Raw genomic sequence first — 24,785 nt, 5'->3', positions numbered from 1 at the left:
TATCCTTTAACGTGATGACAGTCTTGCTCTTCGCGCAGTGATTTCATTATTATCGACTGGAATTCTCAGGGCGGGGTGAAATTCCCCACCGGCGGTAACTGACAGAAACAGGCTGATAAAGTCATGCCTTTTTCGACAGAAGCCCGCGAGCGCTTCATCGTAATCACACTCAGTGTGGATGAAGGTCAGCAGATCTGGTGAAACTGTATTCTCTACTGAATGCAGCGAGTCCAGAGCCGACGGTTATAGTCCGGATGGAAGAGAATCAGCGGATTTGTTTCTTGCTTTTACATTATGTTCAGCGAGCCTGTGGCTTGCCTGCTAACACCTACCTGTAAAGCTATTTCAGCCTGGCTGAAACGCTGTTTTTTTGCGCCCTGATTCTGGTAACGTTAATGTTAATAATGGAGTACATACCATGAATCAGTCTCTGCTTTCCCCTTTTGGTACCGCTTTCGAGCGCGTTGAAACCGGCATCCGCGCTATTCGTGAAGGTCGTGGTGTTTTGGTGGTTGACGACGAAGATCGTGAAAACGAAGGTGATATCATTTATGCCGCCGATTCGCTCACGACTGAGCAAATGGCACTGATGATTCGCGAGTGCTCAGGCATTGTCTGCTTGTGCTTACCCCAAGATCGGGTAGAGCAACTCGCGTTACCCATGATGGTCGACAATAATACCAGCGTAAATCAAACCGGTTTTACGGTAACCATCGAGGCTGCAAAGGGAGTTACTACAGGCGTTTCTGCCGCTGATCGTGTCACCACCATCAAAGCAGCAATTGCCGATGACGCACAGCCCGGAGATTTGCACAGGCCTGGCCATGTTTTTCCGCTCAAAGCAAATTCTGAAGGTGTGCTGGGTCGTCGTGGTCATACAGAGGCAACCATAGATCTCATGCGCTTAGCTGGCAAAAAGCCGTTCGGCGTGCTTTGTGAACTGACCTACCCCGATGGCACCATGGCCCGTTTGCCTGAAGTAATATCATTCGGCAAGCGTCATGATATGCCGGTTTTAACCATTGAAGATCTTGCTGCCTACCGATTAGCGCACCTGTCATCGCAGACAGGTGAAGGCAACACGGCTTCCGAAGCCGCATTCGCTTAAACGCTTCTGACGCGTAAAGAGGTATTCTGCTGAATACCTCTTCCTTATTTCAGTTAATCAGATGCCTGACACTGGTACCCAGTATGTCAGTGCACTCCAGGCCACAATCCAAACACTGATTAAAATTGCATCCAGCCAATCCCGATTCATACCCGACTCTTGCTTAATCACCTTATCAGTAATCAGTCGACCGAAGGGCTAGCATCATTAAATGGAAAATACAGATAAAAAAGCCTGACGTATTGCCAGGCCTGACGGTGAGTTGCCAACAACTGATGCTGAGCTTTACGCCGCACCATGTTCGTGATCAACATGCTCGCACTCACAGGGAATGTAAGTGATCAGATCATCTTTCGGTGCAGAAAGCTGTTGCTGATAACGCGCATAATTTTCAAACGCTTCAGCCATTGTACAATCGAGTGATAAAGGCGCCATTTCACAGTCCAGCAGCGCCTGATAGCCTTCTTTGCCTGTCGCCGTATAACCGGACGACACTGAGGTATAAACAGCGTCGTCTTCCAGAGGCAACCAGTCCCCTTCTTTGAAATAAGCCAGTTTTTCTATCCGCTGACCTTTCGGCAGGCAACAGCGATAAGTAAAACGCAGATGGGCCGTATAAGGGAAACTGCCGGTACCCGTGCCTTCAACTCCGTTATCAACAGCATTATCTATCGCACCTTCCAGCGCTTCACGCACTTTGGCGCCTCTGACTTTATAGACCATCAGCCCAATGGCGAAAGGTAATAAGCGCCCGGCAATATCTGCAGAACTGATAGGCCCTGGGTTCAGCGAGGTTCTGACACCACCAGCATTGTGAATGCCAAAATCAACCTCAAAGCCCATCTGTCTGCCATGATGAACAAAACTTTCAACCACCAGAGGGGCAATAGCACTCGCACCATGGCTATCAGGCACTCTGACATGACGGAGTGATTCAGTAACCTCCGCCACTTTATTGGTCTGTCGCTCTCGAACCGCAGGACGATAATCCAGATTCAGAATATTCTCTACAACCGGATCCTTAGCGCACATAGTGATATTGGGTTGCTGCTGAAGATAGTGTTTTACCACTTCATGGCAATCCGGGTCTAAATGCTCATTGCGAGTGGCATCCAGAGTAAATTGACGGCCAAGCAGCAACTGATTACCGCCTGACACCTGTTCAACACTACCATCAGCCGCGAAATCGATCGAAACCTGTCCCAGCGCCAGTGCATTACAACCGGCCTGCACCACACAAGTACCGTTAATATTGACGGCATACTGGTCTTTTTTGCCGTATCCGACATTGGTGAAATCCCCTTGCATGGTATGGGTATGGCCGCCAATGATAACGGCGATCCCTTCCACTTTTTCAGCCAGTTCAAGATCACGTTCATAGCCAAGATGACTGAGAAGCACGATTTTGTTCACGCCGTGACGGTGTAACTCAGCAATGGTCTTTTCAGCAACGGAAACTACCGACCGGAAAGAGGTATCCGGGTCCGGGTTGGCAATTTTATCCATATTTTCAATGGTCAGGCCAAAGAGCGCGACAGGTTCTCCCTGCACGTCTTTCAGCATATAACGTGCGCAACCCGTCTCATTGTTATAGGCCAGCAGGTTTGACTTGGGTCTCAGCGGGTTACGCTTGGATTGATCTTCCTGACTCAGATCCCAGTTACCGGCCAGCATTGGAAAATCGACCTGATCCAGAAAATCGGCAACCAGCGTGTTACCCATATCCAGTTCATGATTGCCCAGCGCCATAGCTTCTACGCCAATCGCATTAAGCAGTCTGGCATTAGACTCACCTTTAAACAGAGAAAAATACAATGTGCCCTGAAAGCAGTCGCCGGCATGCACAAACATAAACTCACGGCCATTTAAATACGCTTGCTTTCTTGCCTCTTTCACCGCCGTCAATACCCGTGCAAACCCGCCACAACTGGCATACACAGTCGTCTCATGCTCATTCCCGGTAACAGACTGGCCTGGTGTTTGAATTAACACATGTTCGGGCAAAGTCAGTTTGATTGCAGAGGGTTCAAAGTGAGAGTGCGTATCGTTGATATGGGCGATGGTGATTCGGGCTTGAGTGTGTCGGGTCATAAAGGCTTTCTGTTCTCCGTGAAATATTTCAATCAGATATGATTTTTATCACATTGTGCATATCATCATACAGGAAAGGCCCGTATCCAGGGATGAATATCTCATCTGTCACAAAAATATCACCATAAACAGGCAACTGAAAGTCAGAAAAGGCAGCGTTAATGCTGCCTTCTGATACATTCACAGGTTCATACGTAAAACGTATTACTGATAGTGTCCATGCCGCTGCAGGACTTCAATTTTATAGCCATCCGGGTCTAAAACAAAAAAGAAGCGTGCCAGTAACTGGCCATCGCGAGAAAACTCTTTAATATCCAGTGGCGCATACCCCAGAGAGTGCAGCTTCTCGTGTTCAGCGTCCAAGTCATCCACAGCCACGGCAATGTGACCGTAGCCGCTGCCGTGAGTATAGGGCTCAGCACCTTTATTCCAGGTCAGCTCCAGCTCCATATCATTCTCATCATTGCGCAGATAGACCAGGCTGAAGTCATCAAAATCCAAGCGGTGAGCAACATCTAATTCCAGCGCCTGTTTATAAAAGACGAGGGACTTCTCCAGATCATGCACTCGCACCATGGTATGAATAATTTTTGCCATCAGCCAACTCCTGAAAATTTGGGTTTGTTTTACCCAATAGGTGTTTGATAATCCTGAGCCATTGCCCGGATTGTTGTCTGGTCTGGACTATAACAACCCCATCCCTTCATCACAAGCAGCCGTCCGGGCTCAATTTCAATCACGATGAAAATCAACAGCTTCTGCCAATTTTGTGAGCATATACATGAACACACTGTCTGTTAATGCTATAGGCTTACAGTAAGCAAACACTGTGGGCAGGTGAAGAATGCATTTAAGCAGAATCGAAATTGCCGGTTTCAGAGGTATCAAGCGCTTGTCTCTGACACTGAATGAGCTGACGGTACTCATAGGTGAAAACACCTGGGGTAAATCTTCCCTACTGGATGCACTCAGTATCGCACTCTCACCGGACGCCAAATTCCATAACTTTCATTTTTCTGACTTTCATGTTGACTACTCACTGGGCCATACTCAGGTCTCTCAGCTGCAAATCGTCCTGAACTGGGTTGAAGATTATCCGGGCGAGCACAAAGCGCGACGCTACCGCTCCTTCAAGCCCGTGTGGGTCAGGAACGGCAAAGATGGTAAGCAGTTTTACTATCAGATAAGCAGCGAACGTGAAGACGACAAAGTGATCACAGAACGCCATTTTCTTGATGCCGGTGGCAATATCATTGACTGCCCGGATAGCAACAAGCTGGCTAGGCAACTGATGGTTTTACATCCCATAGTGCGGATCCGCGATGCGAGGCAACTGCGGCTTGACGCAGAGCAGCAGGAAGAGCTCGATCAGGAACAACGCAATGCCCTCAACACCCGAATAGAGCGCCGGCTGGATAACACTTGCCGCCGCCTGCTGACCCGTCCCGGCCATGTCAGCAGCGATGAAATCAAAAGTAGTATCCGGGCATTGCGGACGCTGGTTGATCATTATTTTGCGTTTACACCGCACCATAAAACGCCCCACAGGGGCCACCGGCATTTCCCTGAACGCAGTCACTATTCCCCTAACCCTCTGGAAATGCTGGCCCGTCCGGAAATGACCAAGCAAAACAAACTGGTACTGATGGGGCTCATCAATGCCTACATCCGCGCACGGGGGCCGGTAGAACTGAAGCGTATATCACGCCCCATCATGATCCTTGAAGACCCGGAAGGCAGACTTCACCCCATCATTCTTCATCAGGCCTGGGCTTTTGTCGTTAATATGCCGATGCAGAAAATTCTTACCACCAACAGCCCGGAACTGGCCTCTGTTGTCCCGTTGAACAGTATAAAGAAACTCAACAGAGAACCCGATAAAACCCGAGTCTACAGCCTTGACAGCCACAGCCTGAGCCGGGATGAACTGCGCAGAGTCGGCTTTCATGTGCGGTTACATCGCCCCGGCGCACTGTATGCCCGGGCCTGGTTGCTCGTGGAAGGGGAAACAGAAGTCTGGCTGTTAAATGAATTTGGTTACCGGTGCGGCTACAACTTTGCTTCAGAAGGCGTGCAGGTGATTGAATTTGCACAAAGTGGCCTGAGGCCTATCATCAAAATTGCGAAATTGATGGGAATAGAATGGCATGTCGTGACAGATGGTGATGCCGCAGGTAAGAAGTACGCAGAAACGGTGCGGCACATGCTTGGCAGCGAATCAGACAAACACAGGTTAACTGTCTTACCCGATCTCGATATCGAACATTTCCTGTTTCACCACGGCTATGAACCCCTGTTTCGTAAGCTGGCACGAGTGTCGGATGACCACCCTGCGCCACCCAAAAAAATCATACAAAAAGCGCTCAAACATCATGCGAAACCAGATGTCGCTCTGGCCATGGTGGAGTTTACAGACAGTGAGGAAATTGACCACATACCGACCTTGCTGCGCTGGCTGCTCAAACGTATAGTCGCACTGGCTCGCGCTTCAACCACTTGAATCAGAACCTCACACAACATGTGACAACGTCACTTTCCCGATTTTTCAAAGAAGAGCGTCACAGTGCCAGGGTGAACTCCCCATTTACTCATAACAAGTTCGCGACCTTGATCTTTCATGATGTGGCTTTTGCCTGTTTAAATGCCTCAATGGCATGTAATCTCGCCAACTTGTGATCCACCATAGGCGTGGGATACTCAAGGCTGGCTGCGCCTGACCATTCATGGGGGGTGTGAATATACTTGTCAGGCACGTTTTCGAGCTCTTTTACCCATATACGTATGAACTCACCATTTGGATCAAACTTTTTTCCCTGCGTAGTCGGATTGAATACCCGAAAATAGGGCTGAGCATCGGTGCCGGTAGATGCCGCCCATTGCCAGCCACCGTTATTCGATGCCAAATCCCCGTCGATCAGATGAGACATGAACCACTGCTCGCCCGCCTGCCAGTGGATCAGCAAATCCTTGGTTAAGAAGCTGGCGGTAATCATCCGCAGTCGGTTGTGCATCCAGCCGGTGGCTTTCAGCTGGCGCATGGCGGCATCGACGATGGGAAAACCGGTTTCTCCCTGTTGCCAACGTGCCAGTGCTGCTTTGTCGGAATGCCAGGTCACTTGTCTTGTCCAGCCGACAAATGGCTGGGCTCGGCTGACTTTCGGGTAAGCCTCAATGAGATGACGGTAAAACTCACGCCAGATAATTTCATTGAGCCAGACAAAAGGCCCTGCGTCCTGCTTCTCAATTGCGTGCGGGTACTCATGTAAAATCGCAGAGACGCATTGCCGGGCCGACAAGGCACCAATAGCCAGATACGGTGATAATTTGCTGGTGCCCTCCACGGCAGGAAAATCCCGCTGCTCGCCGTAGTCCGCAATATGCTCGATACAAAAGCGCATCAGCGCATCGCGGATAGAGTTTTCTTCCACTGGCCAGCGACTGCTGTCTGCCATCGGACAGTTCATCCATGACGGTCCGAAGTTGGTCTCAATCACGGAGCCAAAACGGTAGGTACAGTCATCGGGTGATACAGGTTGCGGCACAGGTTGCGCCAGCGCCGGGCTTTGCTGGAACAGACGTAACCATTCGCGGCGAAAAGGCGTATATACTCTGAAAGACTCGCCCTGACGAGTCAGAACACTGCCGGCAGGCAGCACACAGGTATCTTCCAGAGCGCTGAATTTGATCCCCGCCTCTGCCAGCGCATGACCCGTAGCCATGTCACGTTGGCGCTCATTCCATTCATACTGCTTGTTACAGAACACATGCTCTGCCTGCCAGTCGTGAGCCAGCGTTATCAGACAGTCAGGGACAGCGTTAAAGTCAGCAACTGCCTCTATGCGCAGTGGAATATTGAGTTCAGCCAGCTGAGACTGGAGCACAGCTAACCGACGGCGAATAAAATCGATCTGGATGGGAGCCACATCGTGACTCGCCCACTGTTCAGGCGTGGCAATGAACACCGCCAGCACAGAATGGTACTTCTGGCATGCCTGAATCAGGGCCGTGTTATCGACCGTTCTCAAATCTGCCCGAAACCACATCAGGCATCGATTGCTGCTATTGGTCGCGGTCATGGCATCAGGCTCCTTTTAACTGCTGCACCCAGTCAGCATGGATAGCGGCGATACTGCCTTTCAGCGAGACCGGACACTGACACTCGCTGTCTACACGCGCAAGTTGCTTTAAAATCGCCGGAGGAAGCTTGCTTTCCCCAATCACAACCACAGATTCAAATGCCTGTTGCGAGACTGCCGCTTCCAGACCGTGTAATTTGCTGTTAAACGGCAGATTACCCAGCAGAGTGACACTGTAACCTTCATTGCTCAGTGACAGAGCGGTGAGCCAGATGTAATGCGTAATGCCATCCTGGGCCGGTTCAAAGCTCAGCAGCATGGCTTTGCGGCTGCTCCGTTTACGTGTTTTGGCTACCAGGCTGGCGCATTGCTCTATCAGAGTGGATTGCCACAGTGCTTGCTGAATCGCCCGCAGCGGATTAGCCGGATCGTTTACCTGGGTGTCTACAGGCACTACCACTTTTTCGACAAACATTGGCAGCGGGTATTCTTTCATCAGCTGGCTCAGTAACTGTTCGAGTTTTTCGCGCCGGCAATCTGATAAAGCGCCCAGTATCGGTGCTATCCCATCACTGCCTTTTTCCTGACCGCTGGCGTCACTCACCTGGCCTTCGAGTAACGGCCTTACCTTGCTGATAGCAACGCCTTTCTCAAGCCAGGACAGGATCAAACGGATCTTTTCAATATCCGCCTGTGTATATAAGCGGTGCCCTTTTTCTGTGCGCTGTGGCTTGAGCAGCCCGTACCGGCGTTGCCATGCGCGTAAAGTGACGGAATTCACCCCCGTCATTTCAGACACTTCTCTAATAGCGAATAACATAACTTCAGAGGCCATAACGTAATTTCAACTCCTCCGGATACGGATTAAGAAAGGTCTGCAACTGCAGATACGGATCCGGGTATTCTTTCAGGTAATGTTTGATCAAGACCAGAGGGGCCAGAATAGGCTGATGACCCAGGCGGTAGCTTTCAATCAGGTCCAGCAATTCCTGCTTTTGTTCGCCGGTCAGGTTGCGTTTGAAATAACCCTGTAAATGCATTAGCACATTGGTGTTGTTGCTTCGGCGAGCATGTTTGCTCAGGGCATCCATGAACTGCTGACGGTATTCAACGGAAAATTCCGCCAGATCCCAGTCTTTGATGCCGGCCACTAGCCGCCCCAACTCTCTGTACGCTGTTGGGCTGTGTGCCATCAGGACGTATTTATAGCGTGAATGAAATTTAACGAACGCATCCATGCTCAAGCCACTGCCCATGTTTTGATAAAAATCATGTAAGGCATAAATACGAAACACAAAGTTTTCACGCAGCGCTGGGTCATGCAACCGCCCGTCCTCTTCGACGGGTAACCAGGGCATAGCTGCCATCAATTTTCGGGTAAACACCCCCACTGTGCCCCCCGGTACTGTGTTACCGTTCGGGATATACAGCTTCACCCTTTCCATGCCACAAGTGGGTGATTTGGCACATACTACAAAACCACACAGAGATTGAATGCCGCTGATGTGCTTATCAGCAAACGCCTTCATTTTTTCGGTGACATCCAGCTCACCGCCTTTGCTATCGACCAGGCGCTCACCATTTTCCTGCTGTACCAGCCGTATTGTTGGGCGTGGAACAGGCAGGCCGATTGCCATTTCAGGGCAAACCGGGCGAAACTGTACAAATTTTGCCAGTTCGTCCGTCACAAAGCGGTTTCTTTTGTGTCCGCCATCAAAGCGCACTTTCTCGCCAAGTACACATGCACTAATACCTACCGGGATACTCATCTCACACCTGTACAAAAAATCATCTTGTACAATGATGTTAGTTAAGTTTAACGAGTTGTACAAGAAAATAAAATGTATAACTTTGTAACTACCACTGTCTCAGACACAAAAAAAGCTGCCTGATATTCACTGGCAGCTTTTTTGACTTTGAAATAAAAGGAAATTATTCGTTTTTAACGTCTGGCTGTTCTGTACCTGTCGAGGCATTTCCTGCTCGCCAGGCTTCATAATCATCCAGATCCTGTTGTACAAGCTTGAGACAGACGGCCAGAATCAGCGCGTCATCCGTCAGCCCCAGGAAGGGAATCACATCCGGCAGAACATCCAATGGGTTAAACACATAAAGTAAGGCCGTAACGATGGCAGCAACAGTAAACCAGGGAATTTCCCGGTACTCGCCTTTCCAGTAAGCCTTAACCAGGCCATACATGGATTTCACTACGTTGAAATACTTACGCAGCGTGCCACTTTTCTGCACTTTGTCTTCAATGACTTGCTCTTTTTCTAACACACGCTGAATGTCTTTATCCGTGACTTTTCTAGACGAGCTTTCCAGCTTTTCTTTGGCTTCCTGTTCATTCATTGACTGACTCATCCTCTCGCCTTAGTGGGCCATTTCTTCTTAAGTTAACTATGGCTTTTCGCCTCTCATTTGTCATTAAGGGAAAAAGCCCGCATCTCCGTAGTGAGGTTTTCAAAGTACCCTCGCGATCCGACGCTGAATATCGTTGGCAGTTGTTCTAGCTCGATATTTATAACCATTACTTTGCTGTTTTTTAGCCCCGCAAACCGAGTGTAAAGCCTTCAAGGATTAATAAACTGAGAATATCGTTAAATCTTCAGTCTCAGATTTGCTCCGACTTCTTGGATCAGACTTTCAGGGACACCGTTATCTTGAGCTCTCGATCGCCAGGTAGAGACATGCTCTATGGTTGAGTCCAGAATGCTATCAACTTTCTCCCTGGTGAATAACGGGCTCAGTTTACGGAACTGATGGAAATCCTCACGGGTGAAATTGTCCCGCTTTCCGTTGAGACTCATCCAGTGGCTGTTTACCCACTTACTTCCTTTCTTGTAGGAGTAAGCAAGGTCATAGGCAGGCGCCAATGTCCACTCCCCCTTCTCTGACATCATAAAACTCCAGTTCTTGGAATGATCGTCGTGGTTTCTGGCCACAACGTTAAACACCATTCGGCGAAATAGTTGTTCAGCGTCAAAAGCCTTGAGTTTAAGCCTCCGGGCAATGGCAAAAAGCTCTTCATAGGAATACTCACCGACCCGCTTAAAGTTCACATGAGCAATACCGTTGAGTGTCTGCGTGTGGACACGCTTATTCTGGACCCGGTCAAACCGCTGTGTCACAAAATGACGGCGATCACCTTCTTGCAGTAAACGAGTGGGCATCATCTCAATACCACATAACTCACTGGCAATCTGGTAATAGGTGAATTCTCCAGCACCGTAACCAAGTGGATCACCAAACGTTTCTCTGTCTTTATTGTGCTCACTGACTCCGTCGAATTTCAGTAACCAATGGGTGAAACCTTCCGGGGCATCTGTCTGGCCGGAACGAGCCTCTGTGAATTCCTTGTTGAATGCCAGCACAGCTTTAGGCCGTGCCCCGCCCGCGCTCATGCCTACTGACATCAGGGCCAGCATGGCCTCTTTGTCCTCATCACCATGGCCGTTTAGATCAACGCCAAACTGAGTACGCTCATCAAGAATTTCCTGAGCAATGGACACCAATTCCTGAACTTCGACAGGATTGGAGCTGTTGAGTTTGTTCATTCTCTTTGCCGGTGAATAGGTCAATGCCCCCATTCCCCGCTCTCCAGTGTACTGGAGGCGTTGCAGAGGCGTGATATCACCCGGTTGTTTACCGTTACGGGCAACCCAACTGTTTAAAACCGCATTCCCGAAGTCATCAGGGAGGGAGTCCGCCAGCAGACCGGACATACCGCGGAAGGTGTCCCAGTCAAGATTGGGAAACTGATATATCTGAGTGCCCAGAGGCATCATCAGGGGGGATAGCTCCAGACCTGAATCAATAAATGAGCGGTCGTATTCGAAGGAACTGCGCTTTGTCTGCGTGTCAAAGGTGGTAGCACCAACATCCCGGCCCTGATATTTCACCACAACATATTCTTTTACCATCCCAAGTCTTCCTTGTTGCCATCATCTGCTTTGTCTTCCGGGGACTTTGTCTTGTTGCTTGGTTTCCGTCTGTTGGAGGCCCGAACCCGCTGGTAACCTTTCATCTTTGCCAGTTGGATTGGGGATAAATCTATAGGCGGGAGGAAGCTGTCGAGATGATCTACGATTCCCAGCGCCAACATCGTCGCCATGAGTGTTTCCACTTTGCAGCGTCCGCTTTCTACGTTTTTAATCGTGGTGCGATTGAGACCCGTGATCTCGGCGATCTCTTGCTGGGTCATGTTCGCGTTTAAACGATAGGTTTGAATGCGCTCGCCGATGAGCTCTGCGAGCGCCATTGGCGTCAAATCATGGTAATTCATGCAAAACCTCATAGCCAATAGTGATAACTAAACTCATCATAAAATACATTTATACCTCATTATGGTGAGTTTAATCATCATTAACATATACTTCAAGTAATGATGCATATAGCCATCATTAAATAAACATAAGGCCTTTAATGATGACTATAGACATCATTAGCAATCATAACCAAAAAGAGAGTCTTGGTGTGATGTGATTCGTGTCCGTTATTGGTGGTCTGCTAACAAAAACTCACCCGTTCGAAATGGGGGTTCGGACGGGTCGCTTCCATTGTGTTCAACTGGTCAAGCACAACAATCTGTAACCCGAGGGATGTTTTCAGTGACATACACTCTTGTTTTTCTTCATTGCGAAGTGTGTCCTGGGCTATACCCTCAATCTCACTTCCGTCTGTCAGACACAGTTTTACCGGCAACTTATACAAGCAGGCAATTTCGATATAGTCATATTGCTGACATGAAATCATCTTCAAACCTCCTTCGCGGTACGTCATGTTCGCGATACGTCACGATTGTCGTTTACTACTTTTTCACCCAGTACATGCCTTCCGAGTTTGGCCGGGACAATTTAAAACCAAACTTTTCATACAATTCAGGAACGTCTGCCATCAGCGACACATAAGAGCGGGGAAAGGCAGCCTTGTCGAGATAAGCCATGATATGTTCCATGATTTGACGCCCGAGGCCCTTTCCCTGATGGTCGGGATCAACAGCAACATCCACAATGTCAAAATTAATGGCTCCGTCGCCCACCACTCTCCCCATGGCAACAGGTATACCGTCATAAAGAATATGTACGCCGTAAAGGCTGTTTGGCAAGCCTTTCACTGCCGCTTCATAAGAACGGGACGATAATCCAGAGATTTCGCGTAAACGTAAAAAATCTTCAGGGCCAACCACTTGCTCAATAACCTGGTACATCAATATTCCTTTCTATCATCAATACATTTGCAGTAAATCCGAATCGCGTAAGCCAGCAAAAACGCTATCTTAGAGATTCGCGTCGGATCTTACTTTGATATTCAATTTATTTGATATGTCATTAGAAGAATCGTGATCGTCTTCAATGGAAATAAAGGCTGGTGGTTTGGATGTAAGGATAGACGAATAAAAAACCCGCAATATATGCGGGTTGGGTGACGATCAGGCCTGTTCTTCCTGTAATGGCTGTGAAGAAGCTTGTTCACGGGTGATCCACCAGCACAGTACAGAAGCAACACTCACCATCACAACACCTTGCCAGAAGGTTGCCGTTAACGTCAGTCCCAGCAACTGCGCAGACAAAAAGGTTGAAAACACAGGTACGAAATAAGACAAGGTTGCCAGCAGTACCATGTTGCCGCGCAGGATCCCGATATTCCATAATGCATAGCCGCCACCCATGGCAAGACCAGCCAATAGCAAATCCCTGATCACCGGGAGATCAAACTGCATTGGCGGTTCATTGGTGAACATAAACTTCAGCCAAAGCGCGACTGCTGTTGCTGCAAAAAACCAGGTAATGGCGTTTTTACCACTGGCCATGATCCGGGTAACATTGCAATAAATTGCCCAGATGAACGCCCCACTCAGCGCGAGCGTGTAACTGAGCGGGTTACTTTGTACATTGTCGGTTAACCGGGACACAGACAGTCCGCTATCACCCGCTACTGTCCAGGCAACACCAAAGAAAGACAGTAATAAGCAAGGATACAACAGCCAACTGACTGACCGTCGTGAGAAAATCACCGCAAACAGTACCGTCAGACACGGCCAGAGGTAGTTTATCAATCCCATTTCAACCGCTTGCAGTCGATCATTTGCCATCCCCAGAGACAACGCCAGACACATTTCATAGCTGACAAACAGCAGACCGCCGATCAAAAGGTATTTCCGGGAAAATGAAGACAGCTTCGGCAAGCCAACGGTCAGAATGAGAATGAAAGCGCTGACGCTGTAAATCATGGCAGCACCGCCTACAGGGCCAAGCTGCTCGGTCACATTCCGAATAAGCGCAACCACACTGCTGAAAAGACAAATTGCGCCGCACCCGGTTAGGGTAAATTGATGACTGCGTACCACGGTTAACCCTTGTATATAAACATCTGAGAATCCACAACACTGCCTGAGAATTACCGCGAAAACAACCTGAAACCCCCTTGTTTATGGCCCAGGCGCATATCTCAACAGCATGACATCCCGATTCAGCCTTTTAGCATCCAGCAACATCAATCTTTGCCATACCTTGGCACCATCAAAAGCTTGCTTGCCATTGGTACTGACAAAAGGCTCCAGTAAGAACTGATACTCATTAATTAAACTTGCATCAGCCAGTGAGGCAGCCAAAGCAGGACTGCCAAACAGAACAACATTGCCGCTTATTTCAGACAAGAATTGCCGGGTATTCTCAATATCTGGTCCTTTCAGAGCCTCAGTATTTTGCCAGGGAAACTCAAGAGGCCGTGTTGTGACCACACGCTTGGGAATGGACTGCAACTCCATCGCCAGATACTGCATAAATTTAGGTAAATCCTTCCTCGTTGCTGCTTCAGGCCAGAAAGCCGCAAAAAGATCATACGTATGGCGTCCCAGAATTAATGCTTCTGAGCCATGAAGTAATTCAAGGGCGTATTCATGATGCTCCTGATCCACTACGGCATCTTCATGATGGCAGTGGCCATTCAATGTCATGTTTAACGAGTAAATCAGGTATGCCATAACAAATCCTCTTTTACGTAAAGCGCACGCAGAGCCCCTCTGCAATACTGGTTTCATGAGTATTTGCAGAGAGGCCGGGATTTGCCAGTTTTAGTATCAGAAAAGAGGTGTCAATGCGCTTGTTTATTGTTGATAAATCAATAACTACTGCTCAGCACATGCTAATACCCCCCCATTGAGATAAACAGAGAGCCAAAAAACCGATTTAACGCATCCATGGTCGACGGGCTGATCAGATAAAGCTTCGCGACACTAAATACAATACGGGCGACAAAAAAGTAAGCCCAAGTGAAAGTGCCATACTGAGTCCTTCAAACGACAAAATGAATACAGAATCATACGAATAACGCCTCTTCATCTTGCGGGCAAGGACTGTTATTAACATAAAACATTGCTGTAATCAGATTGGACAAGCTACCTATCTTCAGCGAGTGAGTTTGAGAGAAATATCGTTGCAAACTAAACTCAGTAGCGTAGCTGCAACCTTTGAGCACTGAAGGCAAGCAATTTTGCGTTCTGAGTGCTTGATTCTCAGTCTTGAAAAGTGCCTCAGCCACTCATCTTGTTGATCCGGATGAACGTTAGATTGGTCACATATGTTGAACCAGAGGCGCCTGTTAGTTGACTTGATAAGGTGCGAATTATGGCTAAAGACAAGAAAAATACACCTCAAGGTATCTTCGAGTTCTACGAGAAAAACCCGGATTCAGCGGACAAAAACGTCTTTGGCCGAGTCAGCTTTCCGGACAGACGTGGTTTCTTGAAAGGCGCAGGCTTAGCAACAATGGCTGCTGTGCTTGCCGGTGCGATTCCTTTTCACCGTAACATGCCCGCAGGCTTGATCCCCGCCGCTTTCGCGGAAGGCCTGGATGATGTGGTGATAGAAGGTAAAGATGGTCTGACGGTACTGAACGACAGGCCAATGAACGCAGAAACTCCGCCCCACCTTCTCAATGACGACATCACACCCACCTCGCGGCATTTTATTCGAAATAACGGTATCCCGCCGACTGATGTTAACCCGGACGCCTGGAAATTAACGATTGACGGCCTGGTCGACAACCCCATGACATTAACCATTGAAGAGCTGAAAAAAAACTTCGATGTCGTAGAACAGCAACTGGTGTTGGAGTGCGGTGGGAATGGCCGCGCATTCTTCGAACCCAAAGCCACCGGGAATCAGTGGACCTACGGCGCCGTGGGTTGTTCAGCCTGGACAGGCGTGCGACTCGCCGATGTGCTGAAAGCCGCCGGTGTGAAAGATAACGCCGTTTATACCGCGCATTACGGTGCGGATAAAAACCTGTCCGGCAAGGAAGGAAAAATACCCATTTCCCGCGGTGTACCCATAGTCAAAGCCATGAGCAGCGAAAACCTGATTGCCTTTGCTCAGAACGGTGAAGCACTGCACCCGATGAATGGCGCCCCGTTACGGCTGATCATTCCCGGCTGGCCCGGCTCCTGCTCGCAAAAATGGCTGACACGTATTCAAATCCGGGATCAAATTCATGACGGCCCCAAAATGACCGGTACGTCTTACCGCGTGCCCAACCGCCCTGTTGCACCAGGAGAGAAAGTGGATGAAAAAGATTTTGAGATCATCGAACGAATGCCGGTGAAATCTCTGATTACCTCACCACAAACCAACACCACAGTGTCTGGCAGTGAAACTTCGGTCCGGGGACATGCCTGGTCTGGCGATCGCAAGATAGAGAAAGTACAGGTTTCCATCGACTTTGGTGCAACCTGGACGGATGCTGATCTTTCCGCCCCGGCCAATGAAGGTGCCTGGCAAACCTTCACCACTAAGGTGAAATTCCCTCAGCCCGGATATTATGAAATCTGGGCCAAAGCCACAGACGACAAAGGCATCAGCCAGCCTTTTGCCATTGCGTGGAATCCCAAAGGCTATCTTAACAACACCTTCCACCGTGTCGCGCTGGTCGTTAACGGATAACCTCATGAGTAGGATAACTTTTATCGAGCGGGTATTCCCGCTCTCATTTTCTCTGCTTCTGTTTGTCAGCCTGCCGCTTTCGGCCAATGAAACCCTGATTGCCGCAGGCGAACAACAAGCTTTAGTGTGCAAAGCCTGTCATCAGATGGAACCAAATGGGGTGGCAGCCATCGGGCCGCCGCTCTGGGGCTTAGCCGAGCGTCACATCGCCAGTTTCAAAGGCTTCAATTACAGTGATGCCTTAAAGCGGCAGCAGGGACAATGGGATGCCACAAAACTTGATGCGTTTTTAGCCTCCCCCTCAGACTTTGCCCCCGGCACCAAGATGGTTTTTCCCGGCGTGAAAGACCCGGGGGCACGGGCAGCAATTATTGCCTGGCTGGCAACCAAAAACCCGACACCGCCGGATTGGATCACTGAATCGGCTGGCGAACCGGTAAAATCACCCGGTGAAGGTATCCTGGCACCGGGAAAAAACATGGCGCTGGTGGCTTCTGCTTGTTCCGCCTGCCATTCGCTTTATCTCGTTACACAGCAAGGACTCAGCAAAGAAAGGTGGGATGAGTTATTAACATGGATGGTTGATGAGCAAGGGATGGATGAATTGGATCCGGATGATCGCGAAGCGATCCTTGTTTATCTTTCGACGTATTACGGAATGTAGTGGCATCAGAATAACCAACACAAAAAGAAATTCCGGAGTTATCTTTATATTATCCGCACCAATAATGTGAACCAACTCAATTGTAGGGCCCATTCCCAACCGCATAATCAGTTCGGCTTCAATCAAAATAGCCGTGTACCCTACAATTCAGATGGAACCGAATATGAAAAAAGTCATTCACAGACCAATCCTAGCGACACTGGTAGCAACGCTCCTGGGCACATCCTCCTATGCGATTGCCGAAGTGCACCATGTCACGCTGTTGCACACCAATGACATTGAAAGTGTCTATGAACCCGTTGATGCATTCTGGAACCCGGATATCACCCGTATCGGTGGCATCCCTTATCTTGCAACACTCATCAAAGAAACAAGAGCAAAAGAAGAGACCAGCTTCCTCCTTGATGCTGGCGACATTTTCACCGGCTCACTCGCAAAAAAATCCAAAGGTAAACTCTCTTTCGATTTATATAGCGCCATGGGTTATGACGTAATCACGCTAGGCAACCACGAGTTTGAATACGGTTGGGAAACGCTCAAGCAAACAATGCCCAGAGCCGCTTACCCGGTACTGAATGCGAACATCAAGTTTGAGCAAAATGACGCACCTTTCGCTCAGCCTTATACCATTCTTGAGCAAGATGGAGTTCGAGTGGGTGTCATTGGCGTGATGGGGATTGATGCCTTCTATAACACGATGTGGAAAGGCAACAGAAAAGGCTTAACCATTGATGACCCCATTGCAGTCACTCAATACTGGGTGGACAAAATTCGTGATGACGTTGATATGATTGTGGTTCTGACTCACCAAAATAAAACCGCCCCAATGCAAACCGATAAAGAAGCCGATCCGGAAGTCCAACGTGGATTCGATGAAGACTATGACATGGCAGGTAAACTAACAGGCGTTGATGTTATTTTTGGTGGCCACTCAGATCATGGTTTGTGGAAACCTGTTGTTCATCCTAAAACAGGCACAGTCATTGGTTTAACTTTCGGGCAAGGCAAATACCTGGGCTACACAAAATTTGCAGTCGATACCGATAAACACAGTGTAAAACTGCTTGAAGGTAAACTGATTCCGGTTGAGTCAGACAAACTGAAACGAGATGAGAAAACCAATCAGTTAATTGAAACCGCGCGCAGCAAACATCCGGAACTGACTCAAACATTAGCCACGCTGGACAAAACCGCTTACCGCAGCTACTACCGAGAATCGAATGTGGGTAATTTGGTTGCCGACATAATGCGAACGGCGGCAAACGCAGACATCAGTATGATCAGCTCTGGCAGTATACGTGTCGACCTGAACAAAGGCCCGGTGACCATGGAAAATATCATGGATCTATTCCCTTTCACCGATAAGCTCTCTTTGGTTGAGCTGACAGGAAAACAAGTAAAAGAGCTACTTGAATACAGCTACACTCTCCCTTATGGATTAGCACAATTCTCGGGTATCGAGGCGCAATACGACAGTCAGAAACCAGAAGGAAACCGTTTACTGACGCTAAAAGTCAATGGCAGCGCGGTAGAAAACGACCAGGTTTACAAGGTCGCTACCTATTCTTATGCCGCAAGTGGTGGTGACGGATATAAAGTGTTTTCTGAGGGTGAAATACTGTCAGAAACCGGTTCAATCACTCAGGTGCTCATTGATCAGCTTAAAGCACAGAAAAACATTCAGGTACCAGCTTTAGGCCGTCAAATCGACGTATCCAAACAATAATACCCTGTGGAGGGTAAGCAGCAGTGCCTTTCAGAGAAAATTACAATGGCTGCAAGACTTATGGTTGCCCAAATTGCGGCAACCCCGAACAGTCACTCTACTCGCGCTCAGACAGGCTCGGTTACGATGCTTGGTATTGCTCTGAATGCGGTGCTTACCCACCCGTATTATTGAATCAACCTATCCTTGCACTGGCGGAGCAAATTCGCACCCGCCAGTGTGATAACTTCCTCTTTCGTCACTGCGCGTGTCGGCAGCCAACATTTCAGCGTTATGGTTTTACCGCAAGCGGCAGTCAACGCGTACAATGCACGCAATGTCACCAAGTGGTGACCTTACTCAATGCCAGAAAGCTAGCGAACAGACTTCAGCCAATTATGGATGCCCTGACCCACCGGGTCCGTCCCGGAGCAATCCAAAAAGCATGCCATCTGAGCGGAAAAGAGTTCGCAACACGTCTGCCTCTCCTCGCCCAGCTACTCACACAAGTAAGCCGTGGCTGGGAAAAAGAAATCGACTTCGCTTTGATCCAAACCCGCACGACGCGACAAGTCTGTCGCTCTGGTTTACAGCACGGTAATAACAAACAATATGAAACCCGTCTTTGGACACTTTCGAGTGCAGATTCCCAATCCGGCTATCTGTTGTTATTCAATGACAACGCTTTATATGACGACGTTTCGCTCACCTCCGCAGTGCTGGCACAGAGTCTCTATCACCTTGATCACGTCGAGCCTGATTTAGATAGTAATATCGATGTGCTGAATAAAGCCGAGCACACTTACAGCAAGATTTTAGCCCGCAGCCAGTTCGATAAACTAGCGTACAGCCTCCAGCGTCATGCTAAATCAAAAGAAGCACAGTTATTGCGTCCTGTCTACGCCGCCCATGCTCACTTCCAAAACCTGTACAGGATGACACATTGCGTACCGCCATCCGCGATTATTCTTGAGCATGAAAGCTTCTTGCGCGGTGCTTCTATTACGGCTTTTAGCCACGAAATAGGCAAAGGCCAGACCGATCTCTATTATTGCCATTTAACCCAGAAAATTGACACATTGATGCCACCAGTAATCAGCAAGAATATGAGCTGGTGGAATGAGAAATGGTATCGCCTGTCAATTGAAAACAAGCATGGTAACTGGCAGGCTGGTATCGGCGTACTAACCAATGAACACAGCAAAATTCGCCAAATATTGCCTTCACATCCTGACTGGAATCAGTATTTCTGGCATGGGTTTAACCACTGGCTCACCCCTGAATACGCCAGACGTATTAGCCTGAAGCGCCTCCACCAGTGGCAAGCCGTCTATCGGTATTTGTACAACCTTGTCTTTACCGACCGGTTAAACATTAAAGCAACGCATGGCATTGAACCAACACAGATAAGCACAATCGCAGATTTCATAAACCAAGAAAAGCTAAACTCGCGCAAACTGTGAATGCAGCGGTTGCTTAAGGCTTCTGAGTGAGAGTCCATGTCGCCTGCAATAAGGAGTGCCCGCCTGTCTTCAGAACGAGTGAGATCGGGCATGAACGCCGTGCCCGATCGTCTGGAAGTTATGCTCTGCCACAGCAGGACGCTAGGAGATTACCCCGCGGCCAGCGCATCAATCATAATATCAAGCTTAACCGTCCCAAGGCGGCGCTCAATGCTCAATCTGTCATGAAAGGCGATATGACCAGAGTTAAGGCCCTGAGTCATTTCAATAAACCCGGCGATGGCCGCTGATGAAAATCCTTGGCCAGCTATTGACTGTGCCCAGTCTGATTCCGGTATTGAGAAAGGCTGTATCGCTTCTCCAAGTTTAAGGGATACGAGCTCCGCGACATCATTCGGGGAATACCTATCGGGGCCTTCCAGGTCAATGATTCGTACGCCGCGCCAGTCTTCACAAAGAACTTCAGCCGCGATGCGGCCAATATCTGGTGTTGCGATCATCGGGAACTTTTGGTTCAACGGTGAAAGAAAACTGGGTAATTGGCGCTGGAGTATAGCCATCTTAACAAGCGGCCTCCAGTTTTCCATAAAGTAAGCTGCGCGAAGGAATGCTACAGGCAATCCTGTGTCGATGATACAAGCCTCAAGCATACGATTCATGGCGATCCAGCCGGTTCCCCCGGCTTGTTCAGCACCGATTGATGAGAGAGCAACAATCTTGGCTAACTTCGCCTCTTTTGCTGCCGCTGCAATAGTGTGAGCCATCTCTCTAGCCTGTGAAAATAGATCCTCGGACGAATACTGAGGAGGGCTGACGATGTACGCACCGTCCGCACCAGAAAAGGCCCTGCAAAGGGCAAAGCCATCTGAGAAATCAGCCACAGCGACTTCCGCCCCAAGTGTCGTCCACACATCCCCCGCTGGCTCATCTCGCACCACAACCCGCACACGTTTTCCGGCATCGAGTAATGTTTTTGCGACAGCAGATCCTGTGCGCCCTGTAGCGCCTGTTACAACATACAATTCGTTAGTACTCATCAATCATCTCCTCGTTCAGAACCATAATGGATTCGATGTGAGGAATGCTATACTGCTCTTCAACATATTAAAAATGCATGAAGGTTATATCGAGAATGCAAAAAGTGGATATCGGTGGGGTCGATCTCAATCTTCTCAAGTTGTTTGACGTCTTACTGAAAGAAGGCAGTGTGACAGGTGCGGGCGCACGGTTAGGGCTGAGCCAGCCTGCGGCAAGTCGAGGTTTAGCACGCTTACGCCGATTATTGAACGACCGGATTCTGGTACGAACAGCCAACGGATGGGAGTTAACGCAAAGAGCACTCGCATTGTCGGCACCGGTGACCAAATTATTGGATGATGCTCGCGCAATCGTCGCACCGTCGGAGTTTCATCCAAGCAGCGCATCAGGGCAATTTACTGTTGCCACCGCAGATCATTTAGCCCTCTTACTAATGCCTGAGCTGGTCGCTAAACTTGCCTCGTTGGCACCCGGGATTGATCTCGTTATGCCAGCAACAGCCGGCGACAACGTTGATTTGATTGCTCAGGGTAGCGCCGATCTGGCAATTGGCTCTTTCGAAGGGCTTCCTGCAAGGTTTTACAGCAGGCGACTCTATGATGAAGATTTTGTCTGTGTGGTACGCCAAGATCATCCGATCATCGACGAAGAGTTGACGCTCGAAAAATTTGTCTCGTTATCGCATCTTTCGGTGATTATCACCGGCCAGGGAAGGAGTGCCGTGGATGAAGCGCTAGCGCAACACGGGCTCACCAGAAGAATTGCGGTACGAACCCCTCACTTCTTGGTTGCTCCCATGATAGTGGCCGAAAGTGACTTGATTCTGTGCATTCCGCGAAGATTGGCCCATCGACTTGCCAAGTCGGTTGCTATAGAAGTACTTGAACTCCCGGTAGAAATACCGTCATTCACCCCATCAATTATCTGGCATGAAAGGCAACATGATGATCCTGCCCACATATGGCTTCGCAACCTGATTGTAGAAATCGCCCGGAAACTGTGAACAAAAGCCGTCGTTGTGTTTAGCTTGGTTGACTAGCATCAATCTTGTTGATTGTTCCAAGAGAAACCGCAACCAGTTTTTCTTCGTTATCTGTTTTGGCGTATACCTTGCACTCACAGGTAGCTTGGCGCTTTCCAGAGTATAAAACTGTTGACCTGGCAATCAATCTGTCTCCGATCGCTGGCCTGACATAGTTCACTTTATATTCTGAAGTGACACAGCTTCCCAGTACTGATGCTCCGGCAAAGGTAATACAGTTATCAGCCAAATAGCTAACGACACCACCATGTGCAAAACCATTGTTTTGCTTGAGATCATCTCTCATATCAAGGCTCAATTCAGCAGTGCCGGCCTCAAAAACGTCCAGCTTTGTCCCCAAAAGCAAACTGAAAGACTGCTGTGACAGGATCTCTTTCCCTTTCTCTAACATATTGCTCAATTTTTATCTCCTTACCGATATTCCGGAAATCTCATGCTCAACCCGCCGCGCATGCGATTGTTAGGCGTCTACCTCTACTTTCCACCATTTAGGTCTTTTGGAGATATAGGAATGCCCTTCTGGAGCAAAAGCTTTAAGGTTAGGACTATCAAAGACCCCCAAAACAATAGCAATCGTTGGCTCATCATCAATAGCACCAATCGTGCTACCACAGACAGAACAAAATGCCCTAGAGGAATAGTCAGAAGATCGCCATTTTGAAGGTTCACCATCTACACCCGTCCAAACGATATTTTCTTTAGGAAATTCAACCCATGCCTGAGTTAAAGCCCCTGAATGGCGCTGGCATTGTCGACAGGAACAAGTGTGCGGTTTTAATGCAGGACCTTTGGCAGCAAACCGGATGTTCCCGCAGAGGCAACCTCCCTCATAAATTTTAATTTTCAAAAGTTAAGTCGCTCCTATAGTTTGCAACATTCTAGTCTGACGTCCACGCAAAGCAAACGAGGTAGAAACGTCGCATTTGTTATGCCTGTGCCAACGTTTTCAATGAACTCGGGACAATCAGCTTGTGAATTGGAGCAACAAAAAACATGTACACTTTGCCAAAAAAATTATGTACATGTACTACCGTTGTTGCGTGAACCCTGACTTTGTCACCTTCTACGTCCAATAGAAACGACACTCTTACATCAAGGTGTCTATCACTGTCCTCTAAGACTATTTCGGTATCACTATTACTCTGTAATGTAAAAATGCCAATTCGCTCACCAACTTTGATGCTTGCCATGTTTTTCTCAGAACCCGCATCCTGAAGTCGGCCTAAATGTTTTAATCCAAACATTGATACAATGCGATTTCTCATTGCCATTAAGAAAGAAACCCACGCTGGCGTTTGTTTCGCTATTTCAAGATAAACATCAAGTGCGGTCTGATTATTGTTGGGAATTTCGCGTGAAAAGCTATCAGAGAAATAAGCCCCTTTCGCATAATCAAACAACTTAGAATGTTTTGGAATTGTCATGTATTTCTCCCAAAGGTATAACGAATGCCATGAAGTTCCGCTCATCAGGCCCAGCCACACTTGGAAAGACTGAACACAACATCACTAGACACCACCATTTCACTATCTGTCTATGGTATTGATTATGCCAAACCAGTTGCAGTATCCACGCAGAAGATCACCGATGCAAGGTGTTGATCCACGAACCACTTCAAAAGAACATCAATTCTTGCTGATCATATGTCGCACTTGAGTTCGGTGTTTTTCTCAGCACCGCTGGATGCACGCCAGTTACTCTTTGCTGGCGCAAAGCGTAACCAGAAATGCCTTTAGGTTATCTATAACACGTCTCAATTTATGCGCCTAAAAATTAATTGGCATCTTTTGGGTGGTGGATACCATCGTAGATCTTTACTGGCTCTAACTCATACGGGTTAACACCCTCTAGGCACGCAACATTAATTGCATATTGGTGCGGGTTAGAACGCCTTTGGTGGTGAGTGTATATACCACAAGTTTTACAAAAAAAGTGTTTTGCTGTCATGGTGTTAAATTGATAGAGAGTTAAATTATCTTCACCTTTAACAATTTTTAGGTTTTCTAGTAGAACTGAAGCTGCAATTGCCCCACGCTTTCTGCACATAGAACATGAACAGCGACGGGGATCTTCTAAACCGTTTGGTAATGTAAGCTCAAGCTCAACTGTACCACAGTGACATTTTGCTTTATGTACCTTGTTAATTTTCATATTAGTGCTTCCTTGCTAGCTCAGGGGCTTATTCAACATCTGGATAAAGTGTCGACAGCGCGACACGTATGCTTATTTGTTATAACTACATTTTCCGTAATGGCTGGCATGCTAATAGCAAGAAACAAAACGCAAACGTGCCCCCTGCTGCAATCAAAGAATTGAGTTCACCGTAGTTTACCAATAGAGACATAACTGTAGGAGCAACAAAAATAAGTGCGTAAATAAAAAACCTCACCGATTTTAGTTTTTGTGAACACTTTTTACATGTTATGTGCTTATCGAAGTTAATCGCTAACTTATCACTAATAGAAAAGGATATTCCGCAATTTGGGCACTTAAACATATACACTCTCAACTGACTTCAATGTAGCAACAAACTATAACTACGGCCATCAAACGATGCAAAACACCAGGAAGATAGTTCGAGGGATTTCAAACCGCACTGTAGTTATAATGAATGAAATGGACTCCCCCTTATCAGGTTTTGCCACACTTGGTAAGT

General features: G+C 48.1%; 24 protein-coding genes and 1 riboswitch. Of the genes, 7 read left to right on the top strand and 17 right to left on the bottom strand.

Features of this window, described 5'->3' with window-relative positions:
• Positions 1–57 precede the first annotated feature (57 nt).
• A riboswitch (FMN riboswitch) is annotated at positions 58–270 on the top strand.
• Between the two features lie 148 nt (positions 271–418).
• Positions 419–1,108, top strand: a complete 690-nt coding sequence (gene ribB, locus L6J37_RS13810) for a 3,4-dihydroxy-2-butanone-4-phosphate synthase (RefSeq protein WP_237795519.1) — start codon at positions 419–421, stop codon at positions 1,106–1,108.
• A gap of 285 nt (positions 1,109–1,393) precedes the next feature.
• On the opposite strand, the gene L6J37_RS13805 is transcribed toward ribB, so the two are convergent.
• Together L6J37_RS13805 and L6J37_RS13800 are read right to left on the bottom strand one after the other, a co-directional pair.
• Positions 1,394–3,199, bottom strand: coding sequence for a bifunctional metallophosphatase/5'-nucleotidase (locus L6J37_RS13805; protein WP_237795516.1), 1,806 nt, complete (start codon positions 3,197–3,199; stop codon positions 1,394–1,396).
• A 204-nt stretch (positions 3,200–3,403) separates the two neighbouring features.
• Positions 3,404–3,796 carry a VOC family protein gene (locus L6J37_RS13800; protein WP_192013799.1) on the bottom strand — a complete coding sequence of 131 codons (393 nt, stop codon included), beginning with the start codon at positions 3,794–3,796 and terminating at the stop codon, positions 3,404–3,406.
• A gap of 247 nt (positions 3,797–4,043) precedes the next feature.
• Here L6J37_RS13800 and L6J37_RS13795 point away from each other — a divergent pair, with 247 nt between their 5' ends.
• Positions 4,044–5,699 carry an ATP-dependent endonuclease gene (locus L6J37_RS13795; protein ID WP_192013800.1) on the top strand — a complete coding sequence of 552 codons (1,656 nt, stop codon included), beginning with the start codon at positions 4,044–4,046 and terminating at the stop codon, positions 5,697–5,699.
• Positions 5,700–5,814: 115 nt separating this feature from the next.
• Here L6J37_RS13795 and phrB read toward each other — a convergent pair whose 3' ends face one another.
• The 10 genes from phrB to L6J37_RS13745 all read right to left on the bottom strand — a co-directional run bounded on the left by phrB (position 5,815) and on the right by L6J37_RS13745 (position 14,317).
• Positions 5,815–7,275, bottom strand: a complete 1,461-nt coding sequence (phrB, locus tag L6J37_RS13790) for a deoxyribodipyrimidine photo-lyase (protein WP_237795514.1) — start codon at positions 7,273–7,275, stop codon at positions 5,815–5,817.
• A gap of 4 nt (positions 7,276–7,279) precedes the next feature.
• On the bottom strand, positions 7,280–8,095 hold the full coding sequence (locus tag L6J37_RS13785) for a MerR family transcriptional regulator (protein WP_192013804.1): 816 nt from the start codon (positions 8,093–8,095) through the stop codon (positions 7,280–7,282).
• A 4-nt stretch (positions 8,096–8,099) separates the two neighbouring features.
• Positions 8,100–9,044, bottom strand: a complete 945-nt coding sequence (locus tag L6J37_RS13780) for a YbgA family protein (RefSeq protein ID WP_237795513.1) — start codon at positions 9,042–9,044, stop codon at positions 8,100–8,102.
• A gap of 163 nt (positions 9,045–9,207) precedes the next feature.
• Positions 9,208–9,639: a YkvA family protein gene (locus L6J37_RS13775; RefSeq protein ID WP_225444988.1), complete on the bottom strand. Its 432-nt coding sequence runs from the start codon at positions 9,637–9,639 to the stop codon at positions 9,208–9,210.
• Positions 9,640–9,875: 236 nt separating this feature from the next.
• Entirely contained in the window at positions 9,876–11,198 is a 1,323-nt protein-coding gene (locus L6J37_RS13770) for a type II toxin-antitoxin system HipA family toxin (protein ID WP_237795512.1), read from the bottom strand.
• On the bottom strand, positions 11,192–11,560 hold the full coding sequence (locus L6J37_RS13765; RefSeq protein WP_192013809.1) for a helix-turn-helix domain-containing protein: 369 nt from the start codon (positions 11,558–11,560) through the stop codon (positions 11,192–11,194). Before L6J37_RS13765 ends, L6J37_RS13770 begins: the two co-directional genes overlap by 7 nt.
• Positions 11,561–11,784: 224 nt before the next feature.
• Positions 11,785–12,030, bottom strand: a complete 246-nt coding sequence (locus tag L6J37_RS13760; protein WP_218385690.1) for a Rho-binding antiterminator — start codon at positions 12,028–12,030, stop codon at positions 11,785–11,787.
• Between the two features lie 55 nt (positions 12,031–12,085).
• Complete coding sequence (locus tag L6J37_RS13755) at positions 12,086–12,484, bottom strand: GNAT family N-acetyltransferase (protein ID WP_218385688.1); 399 nt, start codon at positions 12,482–12,484, stop codon at positions 12,086–12,088.
• A 222-nt stretch (positions 12,485–12,706) separates the two neighbouring features.
• Complete coding sequence (yddG, locus tag L6J37_RS13750) at positions 12,707–13,624, bottom strand: aromatic amino acid DMT transporter YddG (RefSeq protein ID WP_237795511.1); 918 nt, start codon at positions 13,622–13,624, stop codon at positions 12,707–12,709.
• An 81-nt stretch (positions 13,625–13,705) separates the two neighbouring features.
• A complete protein-coding gene (locus tag L6J37_RS13745) occupies positions 13,706–14,317 on the bottom strand; it encodes a dihydrofolate reductase family protein (RefSeq protein ID WP_237795510.1) in 612 nt (203 codons plus the stop codon).
• Positions 14,318–14,903: 586 nt separating this feature from the next.
• Here L6J37_RS13745 and L6J37_RS13740 point away from each other — a divergent pair.
• From L6J37_RS13740 to L6J37_RS13725, 4 genes are all read left to right on the top strand, one after another.
• Complete coding sequence (locus L6J37_RS13740; RefSeq protein ID WP_237795509.1) at positions 14,904–16,217, top strand: molybdopterin-dependent oxidoreductase; 1,314 nt, start codon at positions 14,904–14,906, stop codon at positions 16,215–16,217.
• A 4-nt stretch (positions 16,218–16,221) separates the two neighbouring features.
• Positions 16,222–16,881, top strand: a complete 660-nt coding sequence (locus L6J37_RS13735) for a c-type cytochrome (protein WP_237795507.1) — start codon at positions 16,222–16,224, stop codon at positions 16,879–16,881.
• Positions 16,882–17,044: 163 nt separating this feature from the next.
• Positions 17,045–18,607, top strand: coding sequence for a bifunctional metallophosphatase/5'-nucleotidase (locus tag L6J37_RS13730; RefSeq protein ID WP_237795506.1), 1,563 nt, complete (start codon positions 17,045–17,047; stop codon positions 18,605–18,607).
• 23 nt (positions 18,608–18,630) lie between these two features.
• Complete coding sequence (locus tag L6J37_RS13725) at positions 18,631–20,049, top strand: hypothetical protein (protein ID WP_237795504.1); 1,419 nt, start codon at positions 18,631–18,633, stop codon at positions 20,047–20,049.
• 149 nt (positions 20,050–20,198) lie between these two features.
• Here the strand turns inward: L6J37_RS13725 and L6J37_RS13720 are convergent, their stop codons facing one another.
• Positions 20,199–21,086, bottom strand: a complete 888-nt coding sequence (locus L6J37_RS13720) for an NmrA family NAD(P)-binding protein (RefSeq protein ID WP_237795502.1) — start codon at positions 21,084–21,086, stop codon at positions 20,199–20,201.
• 95 nt (positions 21,087–21,181) lie between these two features.
• Between L6J37_RS13720 and L6J37_RS13715 the strand changes: the two genes are divergently transcribed.
• A complete protein-coding gene (locus L6J37_RS13715; protein ID WP_237795500.1) occupies positions 21,182–22,090 on the top strand; it encodes a LysR family transcriptional regulator in 909 nt (302 codons plus the stop codon).
• A 19-nt stretch (positions 22,091–22,109) separates the two neighbouring features.
• Here the strand turns inward: L6J37_RS13715 and L6J37_RS13710 are convergent, their stop codons facing one another.
• The 4 genes from L6J37_RS13710 to L6J37_RS13695 all read right to left on the bottom strand — a co-directional run bounded on the left by L6J37_RS13710 (position 22,110) and on the right by L6J37_RS13695 (position 24,280).
• Positions 22,110–22,520 carry a PaaI family thioesterase gene (locus L6J37_RS13710; protein WP_237795578.1) on the bottom strand — a complete coding sequence of 137 codons (411 nt, stop codon included), beginning with the start codon at positions 22,518–22,520 and terminating at the stop codon, positions 22,110–22,112.
• Positions 22,521–22,589: 69 nt separating this feature from the next.
• Positions 22,590–22,976 carry a GFA family protein gene (locus L6J37_RS13705; RefSeq protein WP_218385665.1) on the bottom strand — a complete coding sequence of 129 codons (387 nt, stop codon included), beginning with the start codon at positions 22,974–22,976 and terminating at the stop codon, positions 22,590–22,592.
• A 79-nt stretch (positions 22,977–23,055) separates the two neighbouring features.
• On the bottom strand, positions 23,056–23,553 hold the full coding sequence (locus tag L6J37_RS13700) for a DUF2867 domain-containing protein (RefSeq protein WP_237795498.1): 498 nt from the start codon (positions 23,551–23,553) through the stop codon (positions 23,056–23,058).
• Positions 23,554–23,902: 349 nt separating this feature from the next.
• On the bottom strand, positions 23,903–24,280 hold the full coding sequence (locus L6J37_RS13695; protein WP_192013830.1) for a GFA family protein: 378 nt from the start codon (positions 24,278–24,280) through the stop codon (positions 23,903–23,905).
• Between the last annotated feature and the right edge of the window lie 505 nt (positions 24,281–24,785).

Origin of the sequence: Photobacterium sp. WH77, from assembly GCF_022014395.1 — a bacterium.
GTDB classification, from domain to species: domain Bacteria; phylum Pseudomonadota; class Gammaproteobacteria; order Enterobacterales; family Vibrionaceae; genus Photobacterium; species Photobacterium arenosum.
The sequence above is the reverse complement of the archived record's forward strand: the minus strand, read 5'-3'. Positions and strand labels throughout refer to the sequence as shown.

Excerpts from the sequence above, each read along its gene's own strand:
- ribB (WP_237795519.1), top strand. The coding sequence starts at position 419 with ATGAATCAGTCTCTGCTTTCCCCTTTTGGTACCGCTTTCGAGCGCGTT.
- L6J37_RS13805 (WP_237795516.1), bottom strand. The coding sequence starts at position 3,199 with ATGACCCGACACACTCAAGCCCGAATCACCATCGCCCATATCAACGAT.
- L6J37_RS13800 (WP_192013799.1), bottom strand. The coding sequence starts at position 3,796 with ATGGCAAAAATTATTCATACCATGGTGCGAGTGCATGATCTGGAGAAG.
- L6J37_RS13795 (WP_192013800.1), top strand. The coding sequence starts at position 4,044 with ATGCATTTAAGCAGAATCGAAATTGCCGGTTTCAGAGGTATCAAGCGC.
- phrB (WP_237795514.1), bottom strand. The coding sequence starts at position 7,275 with ATGACCGCGACCAATAGCAGCAATCGATGCCTGATGTGGTTTCGGGCA.
- L6J37_RS13785 (WP_192013804.1), bottom strand. The coding sequence starts at position 8,095 with ATGTTATTCGCTATTAGAGAAGTGTCTGAAATGACGGGGGTGAATTCC.
- L6J37_RS13780 (WP_237795513.1), bottom strand. The coding sequence starts at position 9,044 with ATGAGTATCCCGGTAGGTATTAGTGCATGTGTACTTGGCGAGAAAGTG.
- L6J37_RS13775 (WP_225444988.1), bottom strand. The coding sequence starts at position 9,639 with ATGAGTCAGTCAATGAATGAACAGGAAGCCAAAGAAAAGCTGGAAAGC.
- L6J37_RS13770 (WP_237795512.1), bottom strand. The coding sequence starts at position 11,198 with ATGGTAAAAGAATATGTTGTGGTGAAATATCAGGGCCGGGATGTTGGT.
- L6J37_RS13765 (WP_192013809.1), bottom strand. The coding sequence starts at position 11,560 with ATGAATTACCATGATTTGACGCCAATGGCGCTCGCAGAGCTCATCGGC.
- L6J37_RS13760 (WP_218385690.1), bottom strand. The coding sequence starts at position 12,030 with ATGATTTCATGTCAGCAATATGACTATATCGAAATTGCCTGCTTGTAT.
- L6J37_RS13755 (WP_218385688.1), bottom strand. The coding sequence starts at position 12,484 with ATGTACCAGGTTATTGAGCAAGTGGTTGGCCCTGAAGATTTTTTACGT.
- L6J37_RS13745 (WP_237795510.1), bottom strand. The coding sequence starts at position 14,317 with ATGAAACCAGTATTGCAGAGGGGCTCTGCGTGCGCTTTACGTAAAAGA.
- L6J37_RS13740 (WP_237795509.1), top strand. The coding sequence starts at position 14,904 with ATGGCTAAAGACAAGAAAAATACACCTCAAGGTATCTTCGAGTTCTAC.
- L6J37_RS13735 (WP_237795507.1), top strand. The coding sequence starts at position 16,222 with ATGAGTAGGATAACTTTTATCGAGCGGGTATTCCCGCTCTCATTTTCT.
- L6J37_RS13730 (WP_237795506.1), top strand. The coding sequence starts at position 17,045 with ATGAAAAAAGTCATTCACAGACCAATCCTAGCGACACTGGTAGCAACG.
- L6J37_RS13720 (WP_237795502.1), bottom strand. The coding sequence starts at position 21,086 with ATGAGTACTAACGAATTGTATGTTGTAACAGGCGCTACAGGGCGCACA.
- L6J37_RS13715 (WP_237795500.1), top strand. The coding sequence starts at position 21,182 with ATGCAAAAAGTGGATATCGGTGGGGTCGATCTCAATCTTCTCAAGTTG.
- L6J37_RS13710 (WP_237795578.1), bottom strand. The coding sequence starts at position 22,520 with ATGTTAGAGAAAGGGAAAGAGATCCTGTCACAGCAGTCTTTCAGTTTG.
- L6J37_RS13700 (WP_237795498.1), bottom strand. The coding sequence starts at position 23,553 with ATGACAATTCCAAAACATTCTAAGTTGTTTGATTATGCGAAAGGGGCT.
- L6J37_RS13695 (WP_192013830.1), bottom strand. The coding sequence starts at position 24,280 with ATGAAAATTAACAAGGTACATAAAGCAAAATGTCACTGTGGTACAGTT.